General features: G+C 66.2%; 14 protein-coding genes. 4 read left to right on the plus strand and 10 right to left on the minus strand.

Annotation, left to right across the window (positions count from 1 at the left end):
- Nucleotides 1–44: 44 nt before the first annotated feature.
- Nucleotides 45–524 (minus strand): N-acetyltransferase family protein, encoded by a 480-nt coding sequence (locus tag ACZ5MJ_RS21465; protein ID WP_464225660.1) that lies wholly within the window; start codon nt 522–524, stop codon nt 45–47.
- Nucleotides 525–1,017: 493 nt separating this feature from the next.
- Between ACZ5MJ_RS21465 and ACZ5MJ_RS21470 the strand changes: the two genes are divergently transcribed.
- Entirely contained in the window at nt 1,018–1,707 is a 690-nt protein-coding gene (locus tag ACZ5MJ_RS21470) for a phosphatase PAP2 family protein (RefSeq protein WP_464225661.1), read from the plus strand.
- On the opposite strand, the gene ACZ5MJ_RS21475 is transcribed toward ACZ5MJ_RS21470, so the two are convergent.
- The 4 genes from ACZ5MJ_RS21475 to ACZ5MJ_RS21490 all read right to left on the minus strand — a co-directional run bounded on the left by ACZ5MJ_RS21475 (nt 1,700) and on the right by ACZ5MJ_RS21490 (nt 5,917).
- Nucleotides 1,700–1,861: a hypothetical protein gene (locus ACZ5MJ_RS21475; protein WP_464225662.1), complete on the minus strand. Its 162-nt coding sequence runs from the start codon at nt 1,859–1,861 to the stop codon at nt 1,700–1,702. The genes ACZ5MJ_RS21470 and ACZ5MJ_RS21475 overlap by 8 nt on opposite strands.
- 70 nt (nt 1,862–1,931) lie before the next feature.
- Complete coding sequence (locus ACZ5MJ_RS21480) at nt 1,932–3,044, minus strand: porin (RefSeq protein ID WP_464225663.1); 1,113 nt, start codon at nt 3,042–3,044, stop codon at nt 1,932–1,934.
- A 207-nt stretch (nt 3,045–3,251) separates the two neighbouring features.
- Nucleotides 3,252–4,616 carry a serine hydrolase domain-containing protein gene (locus tag ACZ5MJ_RS21485; RefSeq protein ID WP_464225664.1) on the minus strand — a complete coding sequence of 455 codons (1,365 nt, stop codon included), beginning with the start codon at nt 4,614–4,616 and terminating at the stop codon, nt 3,252–3,254.
- A gap of 306 nt (nt 4,617–4,922) precedes the next feature.
- Nucleotides 4,923–5,917 (minus strand): IS630 family transposase gene (locus ACZ5MJ_RS21490; protein ID WP_464225665.1). Its coding sequence is split into 2 segments (ribosomal slippage): nt 4,923–5,452 and nt 5,452–5,917, totalling 996 coding nucleotides; the frame shifts between segments, so codons are not numbered across the junction.
- A 72-nt stretch (nt 5,918–5,989) separates the two neighbouring features.
- On the opposite strand from ACZ5MJ_RS21490, the gene ACZ5MJ_RS21495 reads away from it, so the two are divergent.
- Complete coding sequence (locus ACZ5MJ_RS21495) at nt 5,990–6,892, plus strand: YihY/virulence factor BrkB family protein (protein ID WP_464226566.1); 903 nt, start codon at nt 5,990–5,992, stop codon at nt 6,890–6,892.
- A gap of 53 nt (nt 6,893–6,945) precedes the next feature.
- Here the strand turns inward: ACZ5MJ_RS21495 and ACZ5MJ_RS21500 are convergent, their stop codons facing one another.
- Genes ACZ5MJ_RS21500 through ACZ5MJ_RS21515 form a run of 4 tightly spaced genes read right to left on the minus strand, consistent with a single transcriptional unit; the run spans nt 6,946 to nt 11,173 of the window.
- Nucleotides 6,946–7,896, minus strand: coding sequence for a CobW family GTP-binding protein (locus tag ACZ5MJ_RS21500; RefSeq protein WP_464225666.1), 951 nt, complete (start codon nt 7,894–7,896; stop codon nt 6,946–6,948).
- A complete protein-coding gene (locus tag ACZ5MJ_RS21505) occupies nt 7,893–9,557 on the minus strand; it encodes an amidohydrolase (RefSeq protein ID WP_464225667.1) in 1,665 nt (554 codons plus the stop codon). The genes ACZ5MJ_RS21500 and ACZ5MJ_RS21505 overlap by 4 nt, the downstream gene beginning before the upstream one ends.
- Before the next feature lie 12 nt (nt 9,558–9,569).
- Nucleotides 9,570–10,952 carry a sodium:solute symporter family protein gene (locus tag ACZ5MJ_RS21510; RefSeq protein ID WP_464225669.1) on the minus strand — a complete coding sequence of 461 codons (1,383 nt, stop codon included), beginning with the start codon at nt 10,950–10,952 and terminating at the stop codon, nt 9,570–9,572.
- A 14-nt stretch (nt 10,953–10,966) separates the two neighbouring features.
- Entirely contained in the window at nt 10,967–11,173 is a 207-nt protein-coding gene (locus ACZ5MJ_RS21515) for a DUF3311 domain-containing protein (RefSeq protein WP_115013493.1), read from the minus strand.
- Between the two features lie 145 nt (nt 11,174–11,318).
- On the opposite strand from ACZ5MJ_RS21515, the gene ACZ5MJ_RS21520 reads away from it, so the two are divergent.
- A complete protein-coding gene (locus ACZ5MJ_RS21520) occupies nt 11,319–12,254 on the plus strand; it encodes a LysR family transcriptional regulator (RefSeq protein WP_464225670.1) in 936 nt (311 codons plus the stop codon).
- A 59-nt stretch (nt 12,255–12,313) separates the two neighbouring features.
- Complete coding sequence (locus ACZ5MJ_RS21525; RefSeq protein ID WP_464225671.1) at nt 12,314–13,351, plus strand: LacI family DNA-binding transcriptional regulator; 1,038 nt, start codon at nt 12,314–12,316, stop codon at nt 13,349–13,351.
- Here ACZ5MJ_RS21525 and ACZ5MJ_RS21530 read toward each other — a convergent pair.
- Nucleotides 13,348–14,055, minus strand: a complete 708-nt coding sequence (locus ACZ5MJ_RS21530; protein WP_464225672.1) for a sulfite exporter TauE/SafE family protein — start codon at nt 14,053–14,055, stop codon at nt 13,348–13,350. The genes ACZ5MJ_RS21525 and ACZ5MJ_RS21530 overlap by 4 nt on opposite strands.
- Between the last annotated feature and the right edge of the window lie 2 nt (nt 14,056–14,057).

Consider the following 14,057-nt stretch of genomic DNA (forward strand, 5'->3'; position numbering starts at 1 on the left):
GACTGCCACACGCGGGAAGCCCTGACCTCCATAATCGCCGCCGTTCAAAGCTGCTTGCGGTACACGACGAATCCGGATTTCTCCGCAACGGTATCGTAAAGGCGCATGGCGGTCGTATTTGTCTCGTGAGTCTGCCAGTACACTCTCTGCACGCCCAGTGCCTTCGCGCGCGCATAGACCTGCTCTATGAGTCGACGCGCGACGCCCTTTCCCCTTGCACCCTCGGCAGTGAACAGATCCTGCAAATAGCAGCTCGGATTGATTTGGATGGTGCTTCGATGCAGGAGAAAATGCACCAGCCCAATCAACTCGCCGCCTTGTTCCGCAACTAACGCGTGCACCGGCTCATAGGCGTCGAAAAAACGTGACCAGGTCGTGAGCGTGATTTCCGCCGGCAAGGCGGTGACACCGTGCCGACCGTAGAACGCGTTATAGCCGTCCCAGAGAACTTTCCAGGCAGGGAAGTCGTCCGGCTCGACGGCCCGGATTTTCACTGGTTCAGCGGCTGGATCGATCGCTTGCATTATTTTTTTCTTTCCTTGGTGAAGGTCCGTGGCGCTCTGGAGAATGCGGCGGCAGGCTTCGTCCCTGCCGTCGCTTTGCTTGCAGCGTTGCCGGGGGCGCATCGGTTCCGGCGATGTGGCAGTCCATGACTGGCAGGCCTACCGAGCGAAACTTGCTTGTCAGCCAGAATGATACTTCAGGCATAGTCCCGTTCCGGATACCCGTCCTTGCCCTTCCGGCGTGGCGTCCAGCAACGCCCATAACGGGTCCAGGCCCCGGGGCACCGCGCGGGTCACTTCCCCCGCATTCCGTCACGAACGCGCACATGCCGCCTTCGCAGAACGTCAAAATTGCGAGTGGCCCACCTGCCCTTTGTTCGATGCGCTGCAACATATGTGCGCCAATTAACCAAAATGACATATTTCACATTGGGCAAGGCATGATCCGAATCTATACTCGCCGAACGTGGATAAGTGACTGCCGATCACTATCCTCTTACAAGAAAGGCTGGGGATGAACGAATTCGACGGCGCCATCATTCACTTCCTGAACCAGTTTTCTTTCCGCTGGCCTCTCTTGGACCGCGCAGTGCTGGCCATGACCCAGTTCTATATGCTGCGCGGCGTGCCCATGATTGCCTTGTTGTGGTGGATCTGGTTCCGCGACGGCGAGGACAAGCAGCGCGATCGTGAAATCGTGGTCACAGCGATCGTCGCTGGTTTTTGCGCGTTGGTGCTGGGGCGCTTCCTGGCTTCCTGGCTGCCATTCCGTGTCCGTCCCCTGGCCAACCCCGATGTAGGACTGCGCTTTCTCCTCGCCTCGGACGACGGCATGCGAACCTGGAGTTCATTCCCGAGCGACCACGCGATGTTGTGGTGCGCCGTGGCAACCGGCGTGATGGTCGCGTCCAGGGGAATTGGCATGCTGGCACTGGCGTATACCGTCCTGGTTATCTGCATGGCACGTGTTTTTGTCGGACTGCATTTTCCGACCGACGTGCTGGGCGGGGCCATACTCGGTGTATCCATTTGCCTGTTGCTGACTCAGACGCGGTACCGCAAGCTGATCGCCACACCTATCCTGAATTTCTCCAGACGGCACCAGGGTGTGTTCCATGCCGGCATGTTCGTGCTGAGCTTTGGGCTGGTCACCAATTTCGAGGAGATCCGCGCGGTGGCCTCCTCCCTGCTGAAGGTCAGCTGAACCTGTCCGGCGGCACCGCGGTGCCGAACTGCTTGCGGTAAGCAGACGGAGAAACGGCGAATGCCTGGGTGAAGTGCTGCCGGAAGAAAACGGCGGATCCAGACCCGACCAGCTCCGCGATCAGGTCGATACCCTTGTCAGTCGTCTCCAGCAAGCGCCGGGCCGCCGTCAACCGATGGTTTGCGGGCCGCCCCGGCAAAACGGGGCGGCCCGTTCCCCACCGCTCAGAACCGGTGCCGCATCCCCACCGCCACCGCCGTCATGCTGCGATGCCCGCTGCCAAGGAAATACCCGTTGGCAAAGCTCACCGCCGAGGTATCGAAGTTGATGCCGGCGTGCTGGACATAGGCCGTGGTCAGATAGACATCGGTACGCTTTGACAGGCTGTAGTCGGCGATAAAACTCACCTGCCAGGGGTTCTTAACATTGCTGCCGGCAAGCGCCTTGACGTCGTCGTAGTAGTACGCAAGCGTCAGGTCCAGGTTGGCGGTGGCGCGGTAGTTGATGCCGGCCCAGTAGTAATCGTCACGCACGATGGTCGCGCCATCGGCCGACTTGTTGAGCCCCCAGCGATAGCCGCCCATCAGCTTGACCGGACCGGTGCGATAGCTGAGCGCGGCGCCGGCCTTGCGGAAGTTGCCGATGGCGCCGCCCGTCGCCAGCGTCGGGTTGTAGCGGTTGAACGCCAGCGCCGCGCCGAAGCCACCGGCAAAGTAGTTGAGGCCGGCGCCATATCCCGTATCCCGGCGCGATTGCCCCGCGACCTCGCCGGCGCCGAACACGCCGTTGCCGAACGAATAGTTGCCGAAGGCGGTCACCCCGCCGAACGTCCCTGCGTACTTGACGTTGTTGTCCGAGCGGAAGTCCAGGCCCAGCTGCGCCGCGATCGGCTCATACTGGGTCGAATAGCCACTGGGCGAGAAGTTGGAGAAGGCATCGAAGATCGACGTGTACTGGCGCCCGAAGGTCAGGCGGCCGGCGCGCTCGCTCTGCAGGCCGACAAAAGCCTGGCGGCCGAACAGCCGGCCGGATTGCGTCAGGCGGCCATCGTCGATGCCGAAGCCGCTCTCCAGCACGAACACCGCCTTGAGGCTGTCGCCCAGGTCCTCGGTGCCGCGCAGGCCCCAGCGCGAGCCGGACAAGCCGCCGGAGCTCAGCGCCACGCGGCTATGCCCCGGGCCCGGAAAGCCCGCCTGCGTCGGCAGCGTCGCCGACAAGTGGTTGACGTATTCGATATTGGCATCGGCCACGCCATACAGCGTCACGTCCGCCTGCGCGGTGCCGGCCAGCATGCCCAGCGCCGCCGGCAGCATCAGCCTCTCAAGCCTGATCCTCATGGTCTCCATCCTGTTTCGTTGTGGTTGGTCATCGCCACGGCAAAGCTGCCGATGGCTGGATTGCGGGCGGCACAAGCAGTGCCGGACACGCCGGACGGCAACGGTCCGGCGTTGCGCGGCCGCAGGCGCGCAGCAGTCCTCGGCACGCCCTGGCGGCGTGCGTGGGAAGTGAGTCGGGAGGCGTTGCCGGGCCCTGCCCGGCGTGGGTCAGCGGCTGACCGCGCGATGGATCGCGAGCGCCGCGGCCACCATGGCCTCGGCGGATTCGAGCGCGCGCGCCGGATCGTCGCGCTTGCGCACCCCGGCAGCGCTGGTTGCACGCGCGGCACCGTCGGGGCTGGCGGAGAACTTCACCACGGTCAGCCCCTTGGCCGGGTTGATATAGATCTTCTGCCCGAAGCGTCCGCTGGCCTCGATGCTGCCGTCGCCGTCGTTGCGCTGGAACCAGTAGTGGCGATAGCCATAGCCGTCGCGGCCCGGAATGGCGTTGCCGCGCGCAAAGCGGGCCTGGTTGCCGGCGGGCTGCAACGCGATACGCACCGCCGCCGGCGAGATCCCGCCCGAAGCATCGCCGGCCGCCGCCCGACGCACGGCCTCGGCAAAGCGGGCGGCGTCACGCAGCGTGGAGTTCATGCCGCCGCTCGCCATTTCCGTGCCCTGGCGGTCCACCTGGGTGTAGGCATCATCGTCGGCAAAACGCGACCACAGCCGCTCAGTCACCAGTTGCGCCCAGCTCTTGCCGGTAATGCGCCGCAGCGCCCATGCCACCGCTTCCGGCGAGCCGTTCTGGTAGTACCAGACGCCGCCCCCGCCGCCCGCATCGCCTCCGCCGGTGGCATGGACGACCTTGAGGAAGTCATAGATGGTGTCGGGCGCATCCGCCTTGCGCGGCACGATCCCCACCGCCCCGAACAGCCCCAGGTCCGGCGGGAGCGCCTCGGGGTAGCCGACCGGCACCTCCATGTCCAGGTTCTGCTGCACCGTAGCCTCGCCGAACGGGTTGCCGGCCAGCTCCGGCACATACTGCGCCAGCCGGGCCTGCGGATCGAGCTTGCCCTCCTCTACCAGCATGGCGGCCAGCAGACCGGTGACCGACTTTGTCATCGAGGCCCAGATATGCGGCTGGTGGGGATCAAAGCCGGCGAAGTAGCGCTCATAGACGACTTTGCCCTGGTGCAGCACGATAAAGCCATCGGTATGGGTATCGCGCAGGTAGTCGGCCAGCCGGATGGTGTTTCCCGCGATGGCAAACGTGGTGCCGTCCAGCCCGGTACCGGGCTGACCCGCCAGGGCCAGCGGCTGGCTGGCGTGCCGGATACCCGCCGTGAACGACATCTCGCGCGCATGCCGGAACGCCCAGCGCATATATGGCGGGCGCAGGCCGTTGCCGCGGCTGACTTGCTTGTCGGCCGGCGGCGGAAAGCCCTGCATGACCTCGTCCTCGGCAACGGCCGAGGGCTGGCCGGCGCCCTGCGCCAGCGACACGCTCATCGGCGTCACCAGCAGCGCCACCGCCAACCACACCAGACTGCGCCTGAATCCCGTCCCGCGCGACGCCGTTTGCCCTTGCATGCTGTCTCCATTCTTGTCGAAGCGGCTGCACGCACGGTGCGCCGCCTTATGTGCATGAAATGCAGGCCCGCGTGGCGCAGGCCGCAGGCGCCATGTTGCAGGCCGCGGGACATGATCACAATGATCTATTCGGAATGGAGGCATAACCCGGTGGAATGTCGGGCGATGGCAGCAGGTGCCGGAAATGTGCAGCGCAGCGATTGACACCGTTCCACCACACTGGCGCCGCAAGCCGCATAATGGCGAACCCCCTCCCCGCCAACGTTCGCCATGCAGCTTCTATTGATCTTTCCGTAAATCATGACATCACCACAACGTTGCCTGAACCCAGCACGCGGCGATGATCGAAGGCCGGTGTTGAGCGCTTTTGAGCTTGTTGCGGGCGACGGTATGCAACTCGTTGAGGTTGTCGGGGCAGAAGTTCGCAATCGCGTGACGCTTGAGCCATGCCCACAGGTACTCAACTGGGTTGAGCTCAGGGCAGTACGGTGGCAGGAAGGTCATATGAATATGTCCCTCGAGAGAATCCAGATATTCGCGGACCATTGCGGCGCGATGGGGCCTGGCCCCATCCCAGATGATCAGCAACGGCTGCTTCAGATGCGCTTTGAGCGCCTTAAGAAACTCGACCACCTGTTCTTTCTTGACGCTGCCTTCGTACAGCCGAAACAGGTAGTTGGTGCGACTCAGGCCGGCGATCGCCGACACATGGTTCCAGTTGAAATGAAACTGGATGATGGGTGTTTGCCCCTTCGGCGCCCAGGTGCGCACACGCGTGGGCCGCTCGCTGATGCCAGTCTCGTCGATAAAGACAATCAATCGGCCTTCGCGCTGGGCTTTTTTTTAAGCGCAGGCCAAGTGTGGCGCTTCCAGTGGCGCACCGCGTCTTCGTCTCGCTCGATCGCGCGACGATCTGGCTTTTGCGCGCTGAAACCCAACGCCCCAAGAATGCGCCAGATCTGCGTTTGGCTGAACTCGACGCCATACGTCCGCTTGATGAGCGAGCCGACGCGCTTGAGTGTCCATAGCTCGGTCCCAAAGCCATGCGCAGTCGGGCTTTGCAGCAACGCCCCGCGCAATTCGGCCAATTGCTCCGGCTCGAGCTTGGCTGGGCGGCCTCGACCTGGCACAGCCCGTAGCGCATCAATTCCGCCTTCATCGAGCAGAGCTTTCCACGTGTACACCGTTTGTCGGGCTACCCCCACGGCCAATGCCACCTCGGCTGGTCGCTTGCCAGCCAACAGCATCCGACCAGCTCGCAAGCGCTTCTTCGTTGCATCGTCTAACGGCTTCTTCGACACGGCGCGTATCTCCAATCAACCCGTTAGAGATGAAACGCGCCAGCCCTGAATCCGTTGTCATGTTTTTTGTAAATCTCAATAGACGCCCGCGTCCGCGACCTGCTCCGCAATCCGGGACGCTTTGCCTGGCATACGCTCAGGCAGTTCCGCGCCAACCAGGGGCTGCTGCTGGCCGGTGCGGTGGCCTACTACGCGCTGCTGTCGATCGTGCCGCTGCTGATCCTGATGGTGATCGCCCTGTCGCACGTGATCGAACCAGACCTGCTGCTGTCCACGCTCGCCCGCTACCTTGAGTGGGTGGTGCCGGGGCAGTCCAGGGCGCTGATCACCGAGCTGGCCGCCTTTCTGCGCAACCGTGGCACGATCGGCTGGGTGCTGCTTGGCACCATGCTGTTCTTCAGCTCGCTCGCCTTCACCGTGCTGGAGAACGCCATGTCGTTCATCTTCGAGCACCGCGTGGCGATCCGGCGCCGGCATTTCCTGGTCTCGGCGCTGCTGCCGTACTGCTACATCGTGGTACTGAGCGTGGGCCTGCTGCTGGTCACGGTGGTGTCAGGCAGCCTGCTGGCCATCGGCGAACGGCATGTGGAAGTGCTGGGCCACGACTGGTCCCTGGGCCGGCTCTCGACCGGCCTGCTCTACCTGCTCGGCTTCATTGGCGAAGTGCTGATGCTCATGTCGATCTACATGGTGATGCCGGTTGGCAGGCTGTCGCTGTGGCATGCACTGTGCGGGGCGTTGATGGCGGCGGTGCTGTGGGAGATCTCGCGCCATGTGCTGGTGTGGTACTTCACCACGCTGTCGCAAGTCAGCCGGGTCTATGGCTCGCTCACCACGGCGATCGTGGTGCTGCTGAGCCTGGAGATTGCCGCGACCTTGCTGCTGCTTGGGGCCCAGGTGATTGCCGAGTTCGAGCGCGGCGACTGGGGCAGGCCGCCAGGCCCTCACGGATCGCCGGGCGAGTTGCATACCTGAGGCGCTGGTCCGGGGGACACCGCATTGCAGAATCGGCGGTCTGGCAGCGCGGCTCAGGCCAGCGCGGCCTCCATGCCAGCACGGATGGCAGGTTCCGCCGCGGCATCGAAGGCACCGATGAAGACCAGCGCCGAGCCAGGCGATTCGGCTGGCTCCGCCGGCCGCAGCCGTATCCTGCCGCCAACGAGATGCACCTCATGCAGCCGCGGGTCGGCAGCGAAGCGGACCAGTCCCTTGGCTCGGAGCAGGCGCACCGGCAGCGTCGCCAGCGCCTGCCGCAAGCGCGCCTTGTCGAAGCTGCGCGGGGTCTGGTAGGCGACGCTGCGGATGTCTGCGTGCGTGGCATCCGGAAAGCGCTGCCAGCCCGCGCCGCTCAGCAACGTCGCGGTTCCCCGCGCTGGCGGCACGGCCGCATCGACAAAGACAGACAAAGGCAGCTCGCCCGATTGCGCGATCAGGACCGCCGCGCGCGGTGCCAGCGCGCCCGCCGTGGCCGCGGCCTGCGCCGCCGCGTCGGCCTGGGCCAGATCGGCCTTGGTCAGCACCACCGCTGATGCGCCGGTGACTTGCCGCCGCACCATGTCGCCGACCAGCGGATCGCGCAGGCTGTCGTGCATGCCGGTCACGTCCAGCGCGACCAGCACCGCATTGAGCCGGAAGGCCGGATCCAGCAGGCCGACCTGGGCAATGCGCTGCGGGTCGGATACACCGCTGGCCTCGATCACCAGCAGGTCTGGTCGCTGCTCCCGCGCCGCAATGGCGACCAGCGCCTCGGCCAGCCGGCCGCCGATCGAGCAGCAGATGCAGCCGTTCTCCAGCTGGATCACGTCGTCGCTGCGCGCGCGGATCAGCGCGGCATCGATATTGATCTCGCCGAAATCATTGACCAGCACCGCGATGCGGCGCCCTTGCGCGTTGGCCAGCAGGCGGTTGAGCAAGGTGGTCTTGCCGGCGCCGAGGTAGCCGCCGACAACCACCAGCGGAATCGGAGGCCGCGCGTTCATCGGGCCGGCGCCGGAAACTCGCGCCCGCCCAGCACCGTGCCCCAGACGCGCACGTCCTTCAGGCACTCGGGCGCCACGGCGGTCGGGTCGTCTTCCAGCACGGCAAAATCAGCCAGCTTGCCGGGCGCGATGCTGCCGATGCGGTGATCGAGCTTCAGCGTATAGGCCGCGCCCATGGTGATGGCGTAAAGCGCGTCGGCGACGGACAGACGCTCCGCTTCGCCCAGCACGCGGCCGGAAGCCGTCTGGCGCTGCACCGCGCACCACGCCGTGAACAGCGGGTTCAGCGGCGTGATCGGCGCGTCGGAATGGATTGCGAACGGAATGCCCAGCCGCCGCGCCGTGCCTGCCGGGTTCATGCGCGCGGCCCACGCCGGTCCCACGGTCTGGCCGGCATGCGCATCGCCCCAGTAGTACAGGTGGTTCGAAAAGAAGTTGATGCACAGGCCCAGCCGCGCCGCGCGCGCCAGTTGCGCCTGGTCGGCCAGCTGGCAATGCTGCAGCGTATGGCGATGGTCGGCGCGCGGGTGGCGTGACAGCATGGCTTCGAGCGCGTCCAGCACCACCTCGGTCGCCTCGTCGCCATTGGTGTGGATATGCAACGGCAGGCCGGCCAGGTGGAACGGCGTGAAGGCGTCGAGCAGCTGCTCGGGCGGGATCAGCCACAGGCCGTTGGCCTGACCGCCGGCATACCCCGGCGCGCGCAAGCGCGCGGTAAAGCCCTGGATCGAGCCGTCGACGATGAACTTGACCGGGCCGAAGTGCAGCTTGCCGGTGCCCGCCGCCGCGGCGGCCTGCACGCGGGCCGGGCCGCCCTGCGCATTGCGCTGCGGCGAGAACGCCGGAACGATGCGCAGCGGAAAGCCGGGCTCGGCAGTGACCGACTGCAGCGTTGCCAGCCCCCTGGGCGACAGGTCGTTGACCAGGTCGGTCGCCGTGGTCACGCCAGCCAGTTGCGCCACGCGGCCGAAGCGGCGCACCGCCTCGGCGTTTTCGGCCGCCGCCAGCGACAGGCCACTGCCAAGCACGCGCTGCACCGGGAACATCGCCGCGAACTCCTGCAGCTCGCCGGTGGGCAAGCCCTGCGCGTCCTTGTGCACGCCGTCGATATCGGTGTCCTCGTCGATGCCCGCCTGCGCCAGCATGGCCGAATTGACGTTCATCAGATGCACGCTGGCATGCATCACCACGATGGGCCGCGTGGCCGACACGCGATCCAGCTCTCGCACCGACAGCCGGCTGGCACCGAAGTAGATCGGGTCAAAGCCCCAGGCCAGCAGCGGCGTATCCGCGTCATGCATCTGGCTTTGCGCGCTCGCCAGGCGGGCGATCACCTGCTCCAGCGTGCGCAGGCCGCGCCACAGCTTGCCGTCCGGGTCACGGCGGTCGAAGTAGCCGACATAGACCGCATCCCACATCGCGCCTTCCATCAGGTGGCAGTGGCCCTCCACCAGTCCGGGCATCAGCACCTTGTCGCGGAAGGTGTCGACCTGCACCGCATCCGGCCAGCTGGCCATCTCGGCCGCGTCGCCCACGGCAAGGATCTGGCCGTCGCGCACCGCGACGTGGGTCGCCTCCGGCCGCCCGGCTTCCATCGTCAGGATCTTGCGCGCCACGAATACCTGTGTGCGCGCCGTGTCGTCTTGTGTCATGAATTGCATGAGTCCGGTCATTCAGGCTGCCTGCACGCGCGCCAGGCGGGGGGCGTAGTTCACCAGCGCGGTCACCAGCAGGTTCACGCCCAGGCTGATCAGCCCAAGGTTGATGCCGCCGAAATCGGCCTGCTGCACATACAGCACGATCGCCAAGGCCTGGCCGGCGACGATGCCGAGCGCAATCGCCAGCGGCCGCACCTTCAGCGAGAACAGGATCACCAGCACGCCAGGGAAGAACTGCGTCACGCCGTAGTAGGTGGTGTTGATCAGCGTCAGCATCAGGTTGGGCGTGGCCAGCGTCATGGCGATGGACAGCACCAGGTAGATCACGATCACCACCTTGGCGCCCCGCTTCTGGCGCGCCTCGGGCATGCCCGGCAGCAGGTTGCGCGTGACGATGGGCCCGATCGCCAGGCAGATGCCGGCCAGCACCAGCAGGCCGGACAACGCCGCGCCGGCAGCCACCAGGCCCAGCAGCCAGCCCGGCAGCAGCCGCACCGCGGCCGCGAAGAAGGCCTCGTTGGGCGATGCGAGCTGCAGGTTCTGGCTGATGGCGTAGTACGACGCCAGCACCAGGAACGGATACATCAGCATGTACAGCGGCATGGCCACCTGCGTGCGCCGGATGGTGTTGGCGCTCCTGGCCGTGAAGAAGTTCTGCACCGCGAACGGCATCACGTAGAAGCCCAGCGCCTGGAACAGCATGGTGCTCATCGAGAAGCGCAGCTGGGTGTCGTTCATCTGGTTGCTGACGTGCAGGCTGGCGGCATGGAACACGTCGCCCACGCCCGCCTTCCAGCCCACCGCAACGCCGGTGGCGACGATCGCCACCACCATCAGGATGTCCTTGAGGATGGCGATATAGGCCGATGCACGCACGCCGGAGATGGCGATGTAGGTAAAGGCCAGCGCGGCCGAGATCATCACCAGGTACACCGGGTCGAACTCCCAGCCCAGCCCCTTGAGCGCCGCCACCAGCCCGGTGAACTGCAGCTGGCCCCAGGGCAGCAGGAACAGGATCGACGAGCCTGCCACGATCAGTTCAAGCGCGCGGCTGCCATAGTGGCCCTTGAACAGGTCGGGCAGCGTGATGGCGTTGTAGCGCGACCCGGCCTGCCAGATCTTCGGCCCCAGGAAGTAGCCGAGCGGATAGGCCAGCAGGATATAGCCGAGGAACCAGACGCCATAGGTCGGTCCCTTGGCATAGATGCCGCCCGGAAAGCCGACCATGGTGCCGATACTGTAGATCTCGCCAGCCGCCAGGAAGAACACCAGGAAGGCGCCGAACTGCCGCGACGCCACGAAGAAATCATGCATGCTCTGCGCGCCGCGGCCTTTTTTGGAGCGGATGGCGAGGTAGAGCGAGAAAACAATAAAGCCCAGGAATACCGCTGTAGTCATGACTGGCTCCCGGTTCAGGCTTCGTGCGCCGCGTCAGCGGCATGGCGGTCGAACAGCAGCCAGCACGCCAGCATGCAGGCGGAGGTCAGCACGAACCACGCAAAGATCCAGGCGTAGATAAAGGGCACGCCGAGCACGAAGCGATCGACCGACGCCACCCAGGGCAGCATCCCGATGACGCCGATATACGGCAGGCCTAGGCCGATAAACAGCTTGAGCATGTCTTGTCTCCAGTTTCCGATAAACGGTTGGCGGTATCCCTCGTTGGGGTCCGCTCTTGTGTTGCGCTCATCATAGGGAGCGCGGAGGTATGATTCAAATGCAAATGTTGAACCGCTCCCATAACCAACACGCATGGTTTTCCGCATGGACACACAGAAACTTCTGCACCTGCTCGCCGTGGTCGAGCACGGAACGTTTTCCGAAGCGGCCCGTGCCGTACATCTGACGCAGCCGGCGCTGAGCCGCAGCATCCGCGCGCTGGAGGACGAACTGAAGGCGCCACTTTTTGACCGCGGCGCACGGCGCGCGCGCCTGACGGTGTTCGGCGAACTGGTGGCCGACCGCGCGCGCCGCATGCGCCTGGAAGAGCGCCAGCTGCGGCGCGACCTGGACTTGCTGCGCGGCGGCGAGGAAGGCTCGCTGACAATCGGGGTGGCGCCGGCGCCGGCGGCGCTGCTGCTGACGCCGTTCCTGATCCACATGGCGCAGGCCCACCCGCGCATCAAGGTGCGCACCGAGACCGGTGCCACCAGTGTCCTGCTGGACGCCCTGCGCAACGAGACCATCGACGCCATCGTCGGCGACGCCTATGTGCTGCGCGCGGCCGACGACATCGAGGTGGAACCACTGGGCGAACTGCCCGCGGGCCTGGTATGCCGCGCCGGGCATCCGATCCTGCGCGAGCACGGCATCGATATCGAGACCATCCGCGCCTACCCGGTGGCGACCACCACGCTCAGCACCATCGTCAGCCGCCAGCTGGCGGAGCTATGGGGGCCAGGCGCCGCGCCCGACAAGCTCTTCACCCTGCATTGCGACAACCTCGACATGCTGCGCAGCGTAACGCTGGCCAGCGACACGCTGCTGTTCGGCGTGCTGTCGATCACGCGGCAGGAACGCGCCGCCGGGCTGATGGCCGAAGTGCCGATGCCGCCTGATCCGCGCCGCTGCGGCCGCTATGGCATTGCACGCATGGCGGCGCGCTCGCTGTCGCCGGCGCTGGAGGTGCTCTACGGCTTCACGCGCGAACACTGGAAGGAGCTGTCGTCCGAGGCCGGCGGTGCCAACGAACGCCGCTGAACCTGTTGCACAGCGGCTGCTGTTGTATGCTCCGCCCTGAACCATCGCCCACGTCCCGCATGACCGAATCCACGCCAGACCGCCCTCGCCGCATCACCATCCACGACGTCGCCCGCGCCGCCGGCGTGTCGCTGACCACGGTGTCGCACGCGCTGAACGACCGCGGCGTGCTCGACCCGGCCACCCGCGCGCGCGTCAAGCGCGTTGCCGCCGAACTGGGCTACCGGCCCAGCGTGCGCGCGCAGCGGCTGCAGTCGGGCCGGGCCAATTGCATCGCACTGCTGTCGTCGATGCCGTTTGCGGTGGCGGGCGGCACGTCGCGGCTGGGATTCATGATGGAGGTGGCGGCGATTGCCGCCGAAGCAGCAATGGGGCGCGGCCTGGGCGTGGTGCTGGTGCCCCCCCTGGAAGGCGCCGGGGGGCTGCTCGATACGCTGGATATCGATGGCGCGATCGTGATCGAGCCGATCGCGGGAGATCCGCATATCGCGCGGCTGCGCGAGCGCGGCGTCAGCATCGTGTCGATCGGGCGCGAGCCGCAGTCCGACACGCCGGTGCCATGCGTGGACCTGCAATCGGCCCTGACCGCGCAGTTGCTGCTGGAGCATTTGCACGGGCACGGCCGCCGGCAGATCGGCCTGATGATCGGCGCGGCGCCGCGGCAGTCGTACGTGGAAACCGAGCGCGCATACCGCGAGTTTACGCAGGTGATGGGCCTGCCCTGCCATATCGTCAAGGCGGCCGAGGAACACGGCGAAGCCGCCGGCGCCGAAGCCTGCGCGCGATTGCTGGCGCAGATGCCGGCGCTCGACGCGCTGTGCGCGCCGGTGGATGCGTTTGCGGTGGGCGCCATGGCCCACCTGCAAGGGTTGGGCAAGCGCGTGCCTGACGATGTCCTGGTGGCAACGCGCTACGACGGCATCCGCGCCCGCAGCGCGCAGCCGCCCATCACCGCGGTCAACCTGCACCTGGAACGCGTGGCATCGCTGGCGGTGGAACTGCTGTTCGCGCACCTGTCCGGCGACCGCAGCCGCAACGTGATCACCGGCCCCGCGCCGGAACTGGTGGTGCGGGCCTCGTCCACGCCAGACGCCTAGCCGCGCAGCAGCACTACCGCACCGGAGACCAGCGCGAACACCAGCACGCCGATGCGCAACATGCGCTGGTTGATGCGCTTGTGCACCAGGTGGCTGGCCACCATGCCGACAATCAGCACCGGCAGCAGCCCGATCGCATAGAGCACCTGCTCCATGCCAAGCCGGTTGCTCAGCGCCAGCACCGCCAGCGAGATCGTTTCACCGACCAGGAAGCACAGCGCCACGGTGGCGCGCAGCGTGGCCACGGGCGCATGCTGGTAAGCCAGCGCCAGCGGCGGACCGCCCACGCCCGTGGCGGTCTCGGTCACGCCGGTGATCAGGCCGGTGGAGGCAAAGGTCAGCCGCCCCGGCGTAAAGGCCGGCGCCAGCAATGACACCACCGCCGCGGCGATCGTGCTGCCGCCGACCAGCGCGTTGAGCCACGCCATCGGCATCGCCACCAGCACCCACAGCCCGCCGAAGGTGCCGGCCAGCCTACCGGCGCTGATCCAGCCGGCCCCGCGCAGATCGATGGCATGGCGTTCGCGCCAGGCCACGTAGGCATTGAGCGGCAGCATCGCCAGCAGCAGCGCACCGGGCAGCATCGCCGGCGCGGCCAGCGCCAGCACCGGCACCACGATCAGCGCGAAGCCCATGCCGGTCGCACCCTGGATCAGCGCGCCGGTAAAGACCGCCACGCCGACGCTGAACAACGTCATGTCCATGG

The sequence above is a fragment of the Cupriavidus sp. LA-1 genome (assembly GCF_055385985.1).